Here is a 17,508-nt window from a genome sequence, read left to right on the forward strand (position 1 = left end):
TTTAGTAAGTAAGGGTCCACATGTACAAACTGATTGCTCTGGATATGGATGGCACACTGTTAAACAGTGACAAAGTCATCTCGACAGAGAACAAAGATGCGATTGCCCGAGCTCGTGCAGCAGGCGTAAAAGTTGTATTAGCATCAGGGCGTCCACTTGAAGGGATGCAGAGCAAACTCGACGAGTTAAACATCGATGGCGAAGACGACTTCGTCCTTTTCTACAACGGCTCAATGGTACAAAACGTATCAACCAAAGAGGTGATTCATAGCGAAATCAGCCATGGTAAAGCGGCTAAGGAGATTGCTGAACTTGCCTATGAACTGGGTGGGTATGTTCATGCATTCAGTAAGGTTCATGGTCTAATCACACCAGAAAACAACGAATACACAGGCATCGAAGCGCGCATCAACGGCCTAGAAATTACTGAATTCGATTTTTCTCAACTAGAAGACGATCACGAGATCATCAAAACCATGATTGTCGCAGAGCCGGGCAAACTGACAGAAATCATTGGGAAATTACCTGAACAACTTAAGTCTCAATTCACAATTGTTCAAAGTGCGCCATTCTTCCTTGAATTCTTAAACCCTAAATCAAACAAGGGCGTGGGTATCGAAGCCATTGCGAACCACCTTGGCATTCACTCTGATGAAGTGATTTGTATGGGTGACGCTGAAAATGACCATCATATGCTGGAATACGCAGGCCTCGGTATTGCAATGGAAAACGCGATGGAAGAGACGAAACAAATTGCCAACTACATTACCGCAAGTAATGACGACCACGGTGTAGCGAAAGCTATTGATAAGTTTATCTTCGACAAGTAATCGCTAATTGGGCTCTCGCCCTTCCGGGTAAAAACACAAAAGGCTGTCTTCACAGCCTTCAGACTGCTGACAAAGGTCTAGCTTTCAAGCTAGACCTTTGATCTAATAGGGGTATCGAAATATGGATATCTCACTATGCTTCAAGAGTCTTCACCTCAACAATATGAACTCGAAATGGTCACCATGGAACAGCTCGTTCCTCAGAACCATTTAGTTCGTAAGATAGATAAAGCCATCGACTTCGAGTTTATCCGTAATGAAGTCGCTCACCTCTACTGTAAAGACAACGGTCGCCCACCTGTTGACCCTGTACGCCTGTTTAAAATCATCCTGCTTGGTTACCTCTTCGGAATAAAAAGCGAGCGACAACTCGTGAAAGAGATTGAAGTCAATGTCGCTTATCGATGGTTCCTGCGTATGTCACTGACAGAGAAAGTTATCCATGCATCGACACTCAGCCAAAACCGTATTCGCCGCTTTAATGGTACCGATGTGTTTGAGCGTATCTTTATCAATATCGTAGAGCAGGCAATGGCGAAAGGTTTGGTCGCAGGCCAAGAACTATTTACTGACAGCACGCACCTAAAAGCCAATGCCAACAAAAATAAGCACACGAACAAAGTGACTAAGGTTCGCGCCAGTGCTTATCTTGATATGCTCGATGAAGATGTCGCGCTAGACCGAGAGAAAGAGGGTAAGAAACCTCTAAAGTCACGTACCGCTGAGCCTAAAACTAAGAACACCAAAACGAGTACTACCGACCCGGAAAGTGGCTTCATGACTCGAGATAATAAGCCCCAAGGCTTCTTCTATCTCGACCACCGTACAGTGGATGGACAGCATGGCATTATCTTAGATACCCATGTCACAGCAGGTAATATCAATGACTCTCAACCTTATGTGAAGCGTCTGGACTATACCCTAGAGCAATTTAACCTTAATCCAATCGCCGTTGGACTCGACGCGGGCTACTTCACTGCGCCAGTCGCTGAGTCATTAGAGCGTCGAAATATCTTAGGCGTGTTCGGTTATCGCAGACCATCGAGAACAAAGAATGCGTTCAAGAAAAAGCACTTCATCTACAATGAAGAGCGAGACAGTTACCGCTGCCCTAACGGTCAAGAGCTCATCTATAAAACAACGTCTAGAGATGCGTATCGTGAGTATCACTCCGACCCGAAAGAGTGTGCGTTCTGTCCAATGAGAGATGACTGTACGCAAAGTAAAAATATGAAGAAAGTCATTACAAGACACATCTATACGGACGCGATGGATAGAGCCAACCAAATGCGGCTCTCACCTTATGGAAAAAAGACGTATAGGCGAAGAAGTGAGACGGTAGAGCGGAGCTTCGCCGACGCTAAGCAGCACCATGGTCACCGTTATGCCCGCTTCCGCGGGCTCTCGAAAGTGCAAATGCAATGTTGGTTGGCAGCTGCCGCTCAAAACATCAAGAAGATAGCCTTGGTGGTGAGCTATTTACAAAAAATAGGGCTAAATATGTCCCAAATACGTCAAATTATGGCGTCTAGATGCCAATTTAAGTGTTGGGCTCTTCCAAACTTCGCATAATAAAAAAATATCGCGATCGCGGCCTACGGCCGCTCGAAAAGAGAACCCCACTTCAAAAAGTGGGGTTCGTCAGCAATCTGAAGGCTGTCTTCACAGCCTTTTTTATTACGCGATATCGATTCTAAACTCTTTTCCAAGGTAAGCGGAAAGCAACTACACCAAGCAGAATCAACAGCGGAAAACGAAATGTTTCGACAATCAACGAACCAATACCGCTAAACGAAACAAAGCTTCCTACCCAGCTAATTACTCCATTGGTTGCTAAAAGCAGCACGATCACGCCCAGTACAATGTTAAATGAGAACTGACCTACTAGGGGATTAGCGTGAGTCAAAGTCACCAAACAGGCTATTGTCATTAGAATAGCGACCCAGAATGTAAAAGTGGGAAGTGGCCATATGACGGTTAGAACAATAGAAATAATCGCAAGTCCCCACCAAACCGACTTGGAACTCAATAACTCACTAATGTTTACATCTGGCTTTGTATCTAATCGAACAATGTGCCAAGTCGCTAGGCCACCTAACACCGCCCCCATTAAGACATCACTGAAGAACGCACTTCCTGAATATGCTTTAAATAGTGTAATCCACAACAAACCAATACCGATCCAAGACCACGCTTTTTGATCGTCGAGTTTGTTCAGCTTCCAAACGACCAGACTGGTGAGGCTTACCCAGATAGCCGCTAACATGCTTGGAAAACTATAACCGCTGCTATCCACCAGCTTAAGCGTTGGGAGGTATGCGTGTGGACGGGGCAAACCAAAGCCCTGATGAGCAATCAAAGTCAGTAGAGTCACGGAGATAAGCGTAAAACCAAACTTGAGCGCAAAATTGCGGCCAAAATGCCAAGCTATCAAAGGCAAAACAACAATAAAAATCCAAGGTTGCGCAACAAGATCGGTCACTAGAATGGTATGACGAATAGTACTCGGCAGTGAGTTTATGGCAGTTTGAAGCATTGCGATGACACCAAGCTCCCCTTGATGGATTTGAGGCGCTGCGGCGACTAACTCAGAGACATAAGTAGCGGGTTGATCCGACGCGCGACCAAACATCTCGACAATGGTGTTCCACTGCTCTGGGTAGCGGTATTCTTTGGCATCTAGCGCTTCAGGAGTTAGAAGCATAGCGCGGCTTACCTCTACACCATAGTGCGGAGCAAACCAGATTGGCAGCTCAAACCCACCGATTTCGTTTTTCGTGTCGTAGCTGATGATTTCCGAATCAGAAACACAATCAAACACCACTGCACCATCGGTATACCCCAGAACATCACCAACGGTAACGGCTAGGCCAGCCTCTTCCCATGTCTCCCTTTGAGCGGCGACATAAGCAGGCTCGCCAGCCACTATAGTGCCCCCTGGTAAAGACAATTGACCTGTAATGAGCTCATCGACCAAAACAATTTGATCATCAGCTCGAACTAAACAGAGCGCCCCCGCTAGGTTATCGGGCAGTTGTTCTTGAGCCGATACATTTGAGATGCCTAAAATAGAAACCAATATTATGAGGAAGAAACGATATAACAACGAAAGTACCTACAAACTAATAAGAAAATATGAACGAAAACAACGCAGTGTAATGGAGTCACTCACCACGCGCAGCCTAGCTTATCACCAAAGACTTTCTCCACCATTGAATGTGCGGTATGAACCCCATTTTTTGATAGAACTGCTTGGCATTGTCATTAAAGTCCCATACTTCAACGAACACCTGCTTCACTCCATAATCATCAAATGTTTTCTCTAATTTACTGAATAGCTTCTCAGCAATTGCTTGATTTCGGTAATCGGGCAAAACAAACAATTCATCAATACTGCCCATTTGAACCGGTTTACTCACTGTGGACACCAATTCACAAAAATGTCCGGTGACAAAACCCACTATCAGCTGTCCTTTCAAAGCCACATAAACCAAGCATTGAGGATCATCAAGGTATCGAGCGATACTCTTTTCCTGTTCAATCTCCTCAGCAGTTTTAAAGTGCTCCGGGCTAGCGAGATGGTGATAATGATGTAGATCGAACATCATCTCGTTCAGCTGCTCAAGGTCTGAGCTTTGTGCAGCTCTCAATGTTAGGCTCATAGCGTAGAGTCTTCTTTTATTCCACAAAATAACACTATAGCCTAGTTTACTTACCCATAGCGACGATACAAGCACAGATACTTGTAACAGCCTGTTTAGCCACTACGATTATTCCAATTGAATAAAGAAGAAAGCCGCTTAGTAGTCATCACTAAGCGGCTTATTAAACGTCTTTATTTTATTAACTGTACTAATTGTATTAACAGTACTAGCTAAACTTCTTTAGATAGACGACTTTCGATTTCTTTGAGGCTAGACGGGTCATCAATCGTTGAAGGAACAACGTACTGCTCTCCGTCCGCGATTTGCCGTATCGTCTTACGTAGAATCTTTCCAGAACGAGTTTTAGGCAGACGATCAACCACCAGCGCTTGTTTAAAACAGGCAACCGCCCCAATTTCATTACGAACCTTGCCTACCAATTCACCTTGAAGCTCAACGTCATCGACTTTTACGCCATCTTTGAGCACCACTAATCCAAGCGGAAGCTGCCCTTTTAAGTCATCGTGAATTCCCACAACCGCACATTCAGCAATAGCAGGGTGGCCACCAACTATCTCTTCCATTTCACCGGTCGACAATCTATGACCGGCAACGTTAATCACATCGTCAATACGTCCCATAATGAATAGATAGCCCTCTTCATCTAGATATCCACCATCACCCGATACGTAGTAACCGGGGAACTGACTCAAGTAGCCAGATTCGAAACGATCGTGATTGCGCCACACTGTAGGGAGACAACCCGGTGGCAGAGGCCGCTTAATCGCAACGAAGCCTTGCTGATTTGGCTGAGCCGTTTCTCCCAACTCATCCAAGATCTCGACTTGATAGCCCGGAACAGGTTTAGTGGCTGAACCAGCTTTCACCGGCATCAGTTCTAAGCCAGTTGGATTACCCGCTATCGCCCAACCTGTCTCGGTCTGCCACCAATGATCGACAACCGGTTTAGCTGTTTTACTTTCAACCCACTCTAGGGTTGGTGGGTCCAAACGCTCCCCGGCCATAAAGATAGTGTCGAGCTTTGATAGATCATACTGCTTGAGACATTCACCCTCTGGGTCTTCTTTCTTAATAGCGCGGAACGCTGTAGGAGCTGAGAATAAAACGTTCACAGAGTACTCTTCACAAACTCGCCAAAATGCGCCCGGATCGGGAGTTCGAACTGGCTTACCTTCAAACAGAATGGTCGTACAACCGTGAATTAAAGGGGCATAGACAATGTAAGAGTGACCAACAACCCATCCAACGTCAGAGGCAGCCCAGAAAACACCATCTTGAGGCATGTTATAGATGGTACTCATCGAATACTTCATCGCGACCGCATGACCTCCATTGTCGCGCACAACCCCTTTAGGCTTACCTGTGGTGCCTGAGGTATACAAGATATAAAGAGGATCGGTCGCAAGCACAGGCACACAACCGTGAGGCAGTGCGTTCTCCATCTCCTGCTGCCAATCCAAATCTCGCTCATTTTGTAGCTCAGCTTCACATTCAGGACGTTGAAACACCAGTACGTTTTGTGGCTTCCAGCGGCTATCCATGATCGCTCTATCAACCAAAGGCTTGTAAGGGATAACTTTGTTGATTTCGATACCACATGACGCTGTGATCAGCACCTTGGGCTCAGCGTCTTCAATGCGTACCGCAAGCTCATGAGGGGCAAAACCTCCAAATACCACTGAGTGAATCGCACCAAGTCTCGCACAGGCAAGCATCGCCATCACCGCTTCGGGAATCATCGGCATATAGATAACTACTCGGTCACCCTTCTTGACTCCTTGATCCGCTAGCAAACCAGCGACTTTCGCCACTTGATTGCGTAACTCCACATAGCTGTAGCGCTTTTTAACGCCAGTTACGGGAGAGTCATAGACAAGCGCAGTAGTATCGCCTCGCCCTTGCTCACAATGATAATCAAGTGCGAGCCAACAAGTATTCATCACGCCATCCGAAAACCAGCGCTCAATACCATTATCATCTTTCTCTAAAATTCGGGTAGGTTCTTCAAACCAATCAATAAATTGGGCTTGGCTTTGCCAGTATTGCTCAGGGTTACGCGTCGCAAAATCATAGGCAGCTTGGTAAGCTCCTGTTTGCATGGTAACTTCGTTTGAAGTTTCAGTTGATTGCTCTTTTTGCTCTAGTGTAGAAGACATAACGCCTCCTCCTTGAATTCGTCAGAAAACGATCAGCCGTATACTCGGCCTGTTGATCTTTTGTCTTTACGTTTTATTTCCCGTATTGAATAGCTTATTCAGGGCTTCGCACAGCCAATGTCGTAATAGACAGACCATGCCATGACCCAAGTATTTACAATGGGCAAGGTACGCGCACCAACCCTTCCATTAGGATCCGAGCGCTTCTGCTCATCATGGCTTTCTCTACCGCCCAACCTTGAGGGGTTAACGAAGCACCGGCTCCCACTTTCAACGTTCCAGAAGGGTGTCCAAAGGTCGTAAAATCTCGTTCGCCACCGCCTGCAGCGCGATTAACCAATGTTCCGGATATGGCGGCGGCCGACGCGATGGCAACGGCTGCTGTCCCCATCATGGCGTGGTGCAATTTGCCCATGGACAGCGCTCGAACCAAGACGTCAATCTCATCCTTTTCGACCATCTTCCCACTGGATGCTTTATACGGTTGTGGTGGCGATACAAACGCTACCTTCGGCGTGTGCTGACGCATTTGCGCCTCACTGATGTCGTCAATCAACCCCATAGCAACAGCGCCGTGTGCTCGAATCGACTCAAACAGCGCTAAGGCTTTCTCGTCAGAGTTGATGTCTTCTTGCAGTTCGGTTCCTTGATATCCAAGAACGGAGGCATCAACAAAGATGGTTGGTATCCCCGCGTTAATCAAACTCACCTCAATACAACCCAGTTCAGGAACATCGAGCAGATCGACCGCTTGTCCGGTTGGAAGCACACTCCCCACCTCACCTGCGGGTTCCATAAAGTCGACCTGAATTTCAGCCGCAGGAAAAGTCACGCCATCTAACTCAAAATCACCGACCTCTTGAACTTGACCATTAATCATTGGTACATGGACAATAATCGTCTTCTCGATATTGGCTTGCCAAACCCGAACTTCAACGACGCCGTTCATTGGGACTCGTTCTGGATCAATTAAACCCGCATGAATGGCATAAGGCCCCATAGCCGCTGATAAGTTGCCACAGTTACCGCTCCAATCGACAAACGGTTTATCAATCGCTACCTGACCAAATAGATAATCGACATCGTGACCGGGTTGCTCACTCTTAGATGCAATCACCACTTTACTGGTACTGGATGTCGCTCCTCCCATACCGTCTGTCTGTTTGCCATAAGGATCTGGGCTACCAATCACGCGCATCAATAACTTGTCTCGATACTCGCCGGGCGTTTGCGCACGCTCTGGCAGGTCAACAAGATTAAAGAAAACTCCTTTACTAGTGCCACCTCGCATGTAGGTGGCCGCAATTTTCAATTGATGAATACTCATAATGCCTCCCTACTGCGCCAAAAAGTCTTTGGCAAAGCGTTGAAGTACGCCACCAGCTTGATAGACATGCACTTCGTCTTCGGTATCGAGACGACAAGTCACTGCCACATCCAATCGGCTACCATCCTGACGTGTAATAACTAGCGCGAGATCAGCGCCCGGTGTGATATCCCCATGGACATCAAACAGTTCTGTGCCATCTAGCTTGAGCGTATTGCGATTTTCCCCTGCTTTAAATTGCAGTGGCAGCACGCCCATACCGACTAGGTTGGTACGGTGGATACGCTCGAAGCCTTCAGCAACAATCGCTTCTACACCTGCCAAGCGAACACCTTTGGCAGCCCAATCTCGAGATGAGCCTTGACCGTAGTCTGCACCCGCGATCACGATCAGAGGTTGCTTTCTATCCATATAGGTTTCAATGGCTTCCCACATGCGTGTTACCTTGCCCTCAGGTTCGATTCGAGCGAGGGAGCCCTGTACCACTTTGCCATTTTCTTGGACCATCTCATTAAAGAGCTTAGGGTTAGCAAAGGTGGCACGTTGCGCCGTTAAGTGGTCGCCTCGGTGAGTCGCATAAGAGTTAAAGTCCTCTTCTGGCAAATCCATTTTGGCTAAGTACTCACCGGCTGCACTGCTCGCGAGAATCGCATTAGACGGAGAAAGGTGATCCGTGGTGATGTTGTCACCCAGAATTGCCAGCGGTCGCATTCCTTTCAGAGAACGCTCGCCAGCCAAAGCTCCTTCCCAATATGGAGGACGACGGATGTAGGTGCTCTTCGGACGCCAATCGTAGAGAGGCTCGCTGGCAGACTGCTCTTCATCCAACTTAAACATTTGAATGTAGATATCGTTAAACTGTTGTGGTTTTACGTGCTGCGCGACAACTGCATCGATCTCTTCATCACTTGGCCATAAGTCGCTCAAATAGATCGGATTGCCTGACGCGTCATTGCCGAGGCTGTGCTTCTCAATATCAAAACGCATTGTCCCTGCAAGCGCATAAGCGACAACCAGTGGAGGGGAGGCCAAAAACGCTTGCTTGGCATAAGGGTGAATACGACCATCGAAGTTTCGGTTTCCAGATAGCACCGCTGTGGTATACAGGTCTCTGTCTATGATTTCTTGTTGAATCTTAGGATCTAGCGCGCCACTCATGCCATTACAGGTAGTACAGGCATAGCCGACAATACCGAAACCAAGCGTTTCGAGTTCGTCCAACAAGCCTGCCGATTCAAGGTAAAGCTTGGCCACTTTTGACCCCGGAGCAAACGAAGTTTTCACCCACGGTTTGCGAACAAGCCCCAACTGGTTGGCTTTTTTAGCGACTAAGCCTGCTGCAACCACATTTCTTGGGTTACTGGTATTAGTACAAGACGTGATAGCAGCAATGATCACCGCGCCATCTGGCATTTGATCGTCGTCGCTCTCAGTCAGCTCTTCATGGCTGATTCCTTGCTGCTGTAATTCAGAAGTTGGTAGTCGACGATGAGGGTTAGATGGGCCAGCAAGATTTCGCTCAACCTGAGACAAATCAAACTCAAGCACACGCTCATATTTTGCTGAACTCATATCATCAGCCCAAAGCCCTACTTGCTTAGCATAACGCTCTACCAAGTCGACCTGCTCTGGCTCACGCCCCGTTAATTTGAGGTACTGAATGGTCTGCTCATCGATGTAGAACATACCCGCTGTCGCGCCATATTCCGGTGTCATGTTAGAGATCGTCGCACGATCACCAATCGACAAGGCTCTCGCCCCTTCCCCGAAAAACTCCAAGTAGCTAGAGACAACACGCTCTTTACGCAAGAACTCAGTAATCGCGAGCACGATATCTGTTGCAGTAATACCTTCTTGACGTTTCCCAGTGAGCTTAACACCCACGATATCAGGCAAACGCATCATTGATGGTCGCCCAAGCATCACAGTTTCAGCTTCTAGTCCGCCAACACCAATCGCGATAACGCCTAGTGCATCAACGTGAGGAGTATGGCTATCGGTACCGACGCAGGTGTCTGGATATGCTAGGCCGTTTTTGTTTTGAATCACTGGCGACATCTTCTCAAGGTTGATCTGATGCATGATCCCGTTACCCGCAGGGATAACATTCACGTTCTTAAACGCCGTTTTACACCACTCAATAAAATGGAAGCGGTCTTCATTGCGACGCTCTTCAATGGCGCGGTTTTTATCAAAAGCGTCGTCTTCAAAGCCGGCGTGTTCAACAGCCAATGAGTGATCAACAATCAGTTGCGTCTCAACCACAGGGTTTACTTTGGCTGGATCGCCGCCCTGATCCGCAATGGCATCTCTTAATCCTGCGAGATCAACCAATGCGGTTTGCCCAAGGATGTCGTGGCAAACAACGCGAGCCGGATACCAAGGGAAATCACGCTCTCGTTTTCTTTCGATGATCTGTTCTAGGCTGGCTTGTAGCGAGTCGATATCACAACGTCTTAGAATCTGCTCAGCCAGCACTTTAGAGGTGTAAGGTAAGGTGTCGTAGCTACCGGGAGCGAGTTGCTCAACCGCTTCACGTACGTCATAAAATTCAAGGTTAGTTCCCGGCAACACTTTTCGAAACTGATTTCGATACTGCTCACGGTCTTGGGTATATTCGGTCATAGTCGCCCCTCCATATTGGACGTAACTTCACTGCTTGATAAAGGTGGATGACGTCTAAATAGAGTCAGACGACATCCATTGCCGACAGAGCAATCCACTCTGTCTATCGTTACAGTTAACGCAAATGGATAGGCAACCACTCTTGGTGCTCAGGTCCTGTGTAGTCCGCACTTGGGCGAATGATACGGTTATTCGCTCTTTGCTCGAACACGTGCGCAGCCCAGCCAGTCAAACGACTCATCACAAAGATCGGAGTGAACAGCTTAGTTGGGATATCCATGAAGTGGTACGCCGAGGCATGAAAGAAATCAGCGTTACAGAACAAGCCTTTCTCGCGCTTCATTACCGACTCAACGCGCTCTGAAACTGCATACAGTTTGGTGTCACCCACTTCTTCAGAAAGCGCCTTAGACCATTGCTTAATCAGAGCGTTACGTGGATCGCTTTCACGGTAGATGGCGTGACCGAAGCCCATGATTTTGTCTTTGTTAGCAAGCATCTGCATGATATTGGATTCAGCTTCTTCTGGTGTCTGCCAATCTTGAATCATCTCCATCGCTGCTTCATTCGCACCACCATGCAAAGGCCCTCGCAGCGTACCAATCGCCGCAGTCACACAAGAGTGAATATCGGACAGTGTCGAAGCACACACACGTGCTGCAAAAGTTGATGCATTAAACTCATGCTCAGCGTAAAGGATAAGTGAACAGTGCATCACCTGCTTATGTAGCTCAGATGGCGTTTCGTCGGTTAGCATTTTCAAGAAGTAGCCGCCGATACATGCTTCACTGTGATCCTCAGTATCTACTCTTACGCCGTCGTGACTAAAGCGATACCAGTAACAGATAATGGCAGGAAACAGCGCAAGCATTCGCTCAGTCGCATTAAGTTGCTGAGTAAAATCTGTCTCTTGCTCAATGTTGCCCAGCATGGAACAACCTGTTCGCATCACATCCATTGGGTGCGCATCAGCAGGAATTAACTCAAGCGCCGCTTTTAATGAATCAGGTAAGCCACGTAAGCCAACAAGCTTAGTCTTGTAATCATCAAGCTCTTTCGCATTGGGTAGATGGCCTCTGAGCAGTAGGTACGCCACTTCTTCAAACTGGGCATTATTAGCAAGATCGGTAATGTCGTAGCCGCGGTACGTCAAACCAGTACCTGATTTACCCACGGTACACAAAGCAGTCTCGCCTGCACTTTGGCCTCGAAGACCCGCCCCGCCGATCGGTGCTTTAGCAGATGCTTTCTCTTCGACACTTGCTTTGTTGCTCGCTGTAGTGGTCATGATGAACTCCTTTTCTGTGTTAGCCGCCTGCACTCTCTGGTGCGTTTTTGATTCAGTCCCAAGCGCATATTTCATCCAAAATATAGAGTCACTTGGCTGTTATAGGTCGAGCTAACTGTTTCACGTTATTGGATTAGGTATTCTTAATGTTTCTTTAAATTCGTTATTTCTAATTGCGTTACTGAGCCGCTCTATTCGCTCTCGTCACTCGCAAACAGCTGATCGAGCTTATTCTCGTAATCGTGGTAATTGAGGTGCTGGTAAAGCTCTTTTCGTGTCTGCATTGAATCAAGCAGCGCCTCTTGGTTTCCTTCTACTAACAAGTGCTTGTAGACGTTTTCTGCCGCTTTGTTCATCGCTCTAAAGGCGCTCAACGGGTAAAGAACCATGTCGACATGAGCCTCTGCCAGTTCTTTGCAGTTGTATAATGGTGTCTGACCAAACTCAGTAATATTGGCCAAGATAGGAATATGACGACCAGTGGCAGATTGCAGCGCTGTTGAGAACTTCACGTATTGATCAAGCTGATTCATCGCCTCAGGGAAGATCATGTCTGCGCCTGCTTCTACACATGCAATTGCACGTTCAATAGCACTATCGATGCCTTCAACGGCCAAAGCGTCTGTTCTCGCCATGATCACAAAGTCGCTGTCTACCCTTACATCTGCTGCCGCTTTTACTCGGTCGACCATCTCAGCTTGGCTTACAATGGCCTTATTTGGACGGTGACCGCATCGTTTCTGCGCCACTTGGTCTTCCATATGAACCGCCGCGGCTCCAGCTTTTTCCATCGCTTTGATAGTACGAGCAATATTGAATGCCCCACCAAAACCAGTATCAATGTCGACCAAAAGTGGCAAATCACACGCATTGGTAATGCGCTCTACATCCACTAGCACGTCGTTTAATGTGGTGATGCCTAAATCGGGTAGTCCATAAGACGCATTGGCAATACCACCACCTGACAAATAGATAGCCTGATGCCCTAGGTTTTTCGCCATCATTGCGCAATAAGGGTTAATGGTTCCGACAATCTGCAGCGGATGGTTATTTGCAACCGCTTCACGAAACTTAGCTCCTGGCGATAGATTCATGATTTCTCTCCCTGATGTGTTCGATTTCTGTTGGTGTGACTGCGAACAGCTGCAGTCATCACGCTTTATGTGCTTTAAGTAAGAATTTCAGATTCACTCGGTTTATTGAGCGTCCTGTTTAAGTTGCAATCGTTGCTCGATAAGGCGGCGACTGCCAGATATGTGTCTTCTCATCAACATTTCTGCTAACTCTTCATCTCGCTGACTGATTGCTTGCAGAATAAACTTGTGTTCGTTGAGAGCTTCGATTGGGCGTGATTGAGCTCGAGGAGATTGGTAGCGGTACATACGAAGTAAGTGATAAAGCTCGTCACACAAAAGCGCCTCTAGCTTACTATTACGACTCGCTTTGATGATTCGATAATGGAAGTCAAAGTCACCGTGCTGATGGAAGTAAGAAGCGCCATCTACTTGGTCAATGTGCTTTGAGTGAGTCAGTAGCAGCCCTTCTAAACTCATCAACTCTTCAGCTGTGATGTAACGAGCCGCCAATCTCGCCGCCATGCCTTCTAGTGCTTCTCGTACCGAATAGAGTTCGATCAGCTTGTGTTCGCAAAGGGTAATTACGCGAGCACCAACGTGAGGAATACGCTCAATCAGCCCAAGTCCTTCCACTCTCATCATGGCTTCACGTAGCGGGCCACGGCTCACTTCAAATCGTTTAGCCAGTTCTGGCTCAGAGATTTTTGCGCCCGGCTCAAGTTCACCACTAACAATGGCTTCAATCAGATACTCAGTCAGACTCGCTGACTTAGTATGCTCTTTGTCGCCCCCTTTTAACTTAGGGTCCTCATTAAGCAAGGTATTTACTGCTGTTGTCGCCATCTTCTTTTCACCCTAATCCTACGTATTCATCTCTAATGATTGTTTTTATAATCACAACAATTGTTAACAATCATTCAGCTTTGATAACAAAATAGCGTACCAACCTGTCAATAATCAAGCATATTGTCGACAATTTAGACTAAGGTATAGTGATTGAGTGCCATAATAGATTGTTAGTAAGTTACTAAAACGTTCACCCTAACCCGACGATTTATCATCCAATTTGCGAGCCGTGAACTTTATGAACTTTATTAATTCAATGCTCTTTATCCTCAATATCACCACATTAAAGACAATTCATTAACACAACATTAACCTTTGAGCATCGACTGGTTATTTGAACTTCGCTCAATACCCAGTAGTTAATACATCAATAAGTTTCTCGGTTAGATAAGAGAACAAGACATAAGGAACGTGAAACATGTTCAAGGCAATGAAACCCTCTATCGCAGCGACTGTGATCGCCGCTACCTTCTCATTCAACACTTTTGCGGCAGACGTAGAGAAAATCCACTTCTTAATTCCTGGCGGCGCAGGCGGCGGTTGGGACATGACTGCTCGTGGTACTGGCGATGTATTGGTAAAGTCTGACATCGTAGAAAATGTCTCTTTCCAAAACCTGTCTGGTGGCGGCGGCGGTAAAGCGATTGCACACCTTATTGAAACGGCTAAGCGTCAAGAAGACACGCTAATGGTCAACTCCACACCGATTGTTGTTCGTTCACTGACAGGGATATTCCCTCAATCTTTCCGTGACCTAACTCCAGTTGCTGCAACCATTGCGGACTATGGCGCGATCGTAACGTCTGCAGACTCTAAGTACGATACTTGGGAAGATGTGGTTAAAGAGTTCGAATCTAACCCTCGTAAAGTCAAAATTGCTGGTGGCTCAGCTCGTGGTAGCATGGACCATTTAGTCGTAGCGGCAGCATTTAAAGGTGAAGGTTTTGACGCTAAGAAAGTGCGTTACATTGCCTACGATGCGGGCGGCAAAGCGATGGCAGCTCTACTCTCGGGTGAGACACAACTGCTTTCAACAGGTCTTGGCGAAGTACTAGAAATGTCGAAATCTGGCCAAGTAAAGGTACTGGCGGTTACAGCACCTAAACGACTCGATGCAGCGCCGAATATCCCGACTCTAACTGAGTACGGTAACGAAACTGTTTTTGCTAACTGGCGTGGTTTCTTCGCAGCTCCAGGGACAAGCCAAGCGAAAATTGATGAGTGGAACCAAGCACTGACAAAAATGTACACCACCGATGAGTGGAAGGTGGTTCGCGACCGTAACGGTTGGATCGACAACTACAAAGCCGATAAAGATTTCTACACCTTCTTAGAAGATCAAGAGAAGCAAATGGGTGACCTAATGCGCGAACTTGGTTTCCTTAAGTAATCACAATATTCAGGAGGGAATTACCAGCTCCCTCCTTCCTTATTCTCTGTTTTGCCATGCATGAGTTCACTCAATCTCCTTTGTAATTTGTGGGCAGTTGAGCACTACTCTCTTCCTACATTCCGTTAGTGATCCCAGACATTTTTCATTAACCCGCTCATGCATGGCTTTTTTATTTTTATGGAGTTGGATATGTCGGAACAGTCGAACACGTTCTTATCCAAAGAGAACCTACTCACTCGCGATCGCATCGGTGCCCTCGTTTTCTTACTGGTTTGCTTATGCTATGGCTACCAGACAACCCTTATTCCTCTGTTTCCTGGGGATGAATACGAACCTTTTACAGCGCGAACACTCCCAACCCTACTCACCTTTGCGGGTATTGGGCTGGCGCTGATCTTACTCGTAACCGGAAAACAAGAACCGAAGAAATCCTGCGATACCACACCGCTTAACTGGAAGCTGTTGATCGGTTTCTTGATTCTAATGGCACTGTATGGTGTTGGGCTTACCTATCTTGGCTTTGTTTTAGCAACCGGCTTCTTCTTGTTGGCAGGTTTTTATCTACTGGGTGAACGCAGAAAGCCAATCCTGATTGGTGCTTCATTTCCGTTCGTCATCGTTTTTTATCTTCTATTAACTCAGGGATTGGATATCTATCTAGAACCTGGTCTTATCTACACACTTTGGTAGGAACCGCATTATGTTAGATGGAATTTTACAAGGACTTTCGACCGCGGTAATGCCGATGAACATCATGATGGTGATCGTGGGCTGCTTCGTTGGTACTTTTATCGGCATGCTACCGGGCTTAGGGCCTATTTCTGCGATCGCGCTAATGATCCCAATTACTTACGGTTTAGAACCTTCTTCAGGTCTAATCCTAATGGCAGGTGTTTATTATGGTGCGGTATTTGGCGGCTCCACTTCGTCGATTCTCATTAATGCTCCGGGCTGTTCATCAACCGTAGTGACTGCATTTGATGGCTACCCAATGGCCCAAAAAGGCCAAGCGGGTAAGGCACTTGCACTGGCGGCTTACTCTTCATTTACTGGAGGTACGTTATCAGCGATCATGCTCCTTATCGCAGCGCCGGCGCTTGCAAGCGTATCGCTAAGTTTCCAATCGTCAGACTACTTTGCACTGATGTTACTTGGCCTATCGGCAGTCGCAGCTTTCGCTGGACCGGGACAAGTGATCAAAGCGTGGATGATGACCGTTCTAGGCTTGATGCTTTCAACGGTAGGTATCGATAAAGGTGTCGGTGTTGAACGATTTACTTTCGGCTTAACCGATTTAATGGACGGCTTTAGCTTCTTACTGCTCGCGATGGCAACATTCGCGCTGGGTGAAACCCTGATGGGTGTGCTTAAACCTCAAAAAGACACCAGCGAAGAAGAAAGCCGTAAGATGTCCGATATTGGCAGCATGAAAGTGACCAAAGAAGAAGTAAAAGACGTCGCCCCTGTATCGATTCGTTCTTCTATTCTTGGTTTCTTTACAGGCGTACTACCGGGTGCTGGTGCAACTATCGCAGCCTTCCTAAGCTATGGTATGGAACGTAGTCTAGCGCCAAAAGAGAAGCAGAAAGAGTTTGGTAAAGGCAGTATCCGCGGTCTTGTTGCACCAGAATCTGCAAACAACGCAGCTTCTAGCGGTTCATTTGTTCCCTTGTTGACTCTTGGTATCCCAGGTTCAGGTACGACGGCGATTATGCTTGGTGCTTTGATTGCCTACGGTATTCAACCAGGTCCGCGTCTGTTCGTTGAACACCCAGATGTATTCTGGTCAGTTATTATCTCTATGTACTTCGGTAACATTGTACTGGTGATTTTAAATCTACCGCTGATCCCATATATCTCGAAACTGCTTGCCGTACCAAGAACCGTTTTACTACCTATGATTCTGTTCTTCTCAATTACTGGCGTTTACTTGGTGTCATTTAACACTATGGATGTCTTTATCATGTTGCTTATAGCAATGGCTGCCATAGGATTGAGATTAGCTGACTTCCCACTGGCACCACTGCTGTTAGGTTTCATCTTAGGCGGGTTGATGGAAGAGAACTTAAGACGTGCACTCATGATTAGTGATGGCGAATTGAGTTTCCTTTGGGAGCGCCCAATTACTATGAGCTTTACCATCCTTGCAGTGTTGGTTCTATTCAGCCCTTTATTCATGAAGCTGTTTAAGAGCCTTAAAGCCAAACCTGTAGAAGCTTAATCAAATCTTACTTTATCTAGGGAGCCTTCGGCTCCCTTTTCTATTAATGGAGCAAGCATCCGTTGCAACAAATCACAAACT

13 protein-coding genes are annotated in these 17,508 nt (G+C 46.8%); 5 read left to right on the forward strand and 8 right to left on the reverse strand.

The features are described from left to right. Positions 1-20 precede the first annotated feature (20 nt). Both AC6I7V_RS07100 and AC6I7V_RS07105 read left to right on the forward strand, forming a co-directional pair. On the forward strand, positions 21-830 hold the full coding sequence (locus tag AC6I7V_RS07100) for a Cof-type HAD-IIB family hydrolase (protein WP_255230673.1): 810 nt from the start codon (positions 21-23) through the stop codon (positions 828-830). 135 nt (positions 831-965) lie between these two features. After that, on the forward strand, positions 966-2,402 hold the full coding sequence (locus AC6I7V_RS07105) for an IS1182 family transposase (protein ID WP_498010540.1): 1,437 nt from the start codon (positions 966-968) through the stop codon (positions 2,400-2,402). Between the two features lie 121 nt (positions 2,403-2,523). Here the strand turns inward: AC6I7V_RS07105 and AC6I7V_RS07110 are convergent, their stop codons facing one another. The 8 genes from AC6I7V_RS07110 to AC6I7V_RS07145 all read right to left on the reverse strand — a co-directional run bounded on the left by AC6I7V_RS07110 (position 2,524) and on the right by AC6I7V_RS07145 (position 13,810). Next, positions 2,524-3,915, reverse strand: a complete 1,392-nt coding sequence (locus AC6I7V_RS07110; RefSeq protein ID WP_498011661.1) for an NUDIX domain-containing protein — start codon at positions 3,913-3,915, stop codon at positions 2,524-2,526. 97 nt (positions 3,916-4,012) lie between these two features. Then, positions 4,013-4,492, reverse strand: coding sequence for a GNAT family N-acetyltransferase (locus AC6I7V_RS07115; protein WP_498010541.1), 480 nt, complete (start codon positions 4,490-4,492; stop codon positions 4,013-4,015). A 212-nt stretch (positions 4,493-4,704) separates the two neighbouring features. Next, positions 4,705-6,594: a propionyl-CoA synthetase gene (locus AC6I7V_RS07120; protein WP_498011662.1), complete on the reverse strand. Its 1,890-nt coding sequence runs from the start codon at positions 6,592-6,594 to the stop codon at positions 4,705-4,707. 211 nt (positions 6,595-6,805) lie between these two features. Then, a complete protein-coding gene (gene prpF, locus AC6I7V_RS07125; protein ID WP_255230670.1) occupies positions 6,806-7,978 on the reverse strand; it encodes a 2-methylaconitate cis-trans isomerase PrpF in 1,173 nt (390 codons plus the stop codon). A 9-nt stretch (positions 7,979-7,987) separates the two neighbouring features. Then, positions 7,988-10,603, reverse strand: a complete 2,616-nt coding sequence (gene acnD / locus AC6I7V_RS07130; RefSeq protein ID WP_498010543.1) for a Fe/S-dependent 2-methylisocitrate dehydratase AcnD — start codon at positions 10,601-10,603, stop codon at positions 7,988-7,990. 115 nt (positions 10,604-10,718) lie between these two features. Next, positions 10,719-11,891, reverse strand: a complete 1,173-nt coding sequence (gene prpC, locus AC6I7V_RS07135; protein WP_498010544.1) for a bifunctional 2-methylcitrate synthase/citrate synthase — start codon at positions 11,889-11,891, stop codon at positions 10,719-10,721. Between the two features lie 191 nt (positions 11,892-12,082). Then, positions 12,083-12,985 carry a methylisocitrate lyase gene (gene prpB / locus AC6I7V_RS07140; protein ID WP_498010545.1) on the reverse strand — a complete coding sequence of 301 codons (903 nt, stop codon included), beginning with the start codon at positions 12,983-12,985 and terminating at the stop codon, positions 12,083-12,085. 102 nt (positions 12,986-13,087) lie between these two features. Next, entirely contained in the window at positions 13,088-13,810 is a 723-nt protein-coding gene (locus AC6I7V_RS07145) for a GntR family transcriptional regulator (protein WP_255230666.1), read from the reverse strand. Between the two features lie 421 nt (positions 13,811-14,231). Between AC6I7V_RS07145 and AC6I7V_RS07150 the strand changes: the two genes are divergently transcribed. The 3 genes from AC6I7V_RS07150 (at position 14,232) to AC6I7V_RS07160 (ending at position 17,427) form a co-directional block, all read left to right on the forward strand. Continuing rightward, positions 14,232-15,203, forward strand: coding sequence for a tripartite tricarboxylate transporter substrate binding protein (locus AC6I7V_RS07150; RefSeq protein ID WP_255230665.1), 972 nt, complete (start codon positions 14,232-14,234; stop codon positions 15,201-15,203). Positions 15,204-15,395: 192 nt separating this feature from the next. Beyond that, the gene (locus AC6I7V_RS07155) at positions 15,396-15,896 is read left to right on the forward strand and encodes a tripartite tricarboxylate transporter TctB family protein (protein WP_225310988.1); all 501 of its coding nucleotides are present in this window, start codon (positions 15,396-15,398) and stop codon (positions 15,894-15,896) included. 10 nt (positions 15,897-15,906) lie between these two features. After that, on the forward strand, positions 15,907-17,427 hold the full coding sequence (locus AC6I7V_RS07160) for a tripartite tricarboxylate transporter permease (RefSeq protein WP_255230662.1): 1,521 nt from the start codon (positions 15,907-15,909) through the stop codon (positions 17,425-17,427). The last annotated feature ends 81 nt before the right edge of the window (positions 17,428-17,508 follow it).

The organism is Vibrio sp. KUL70 (assembly GCF_059725515.1).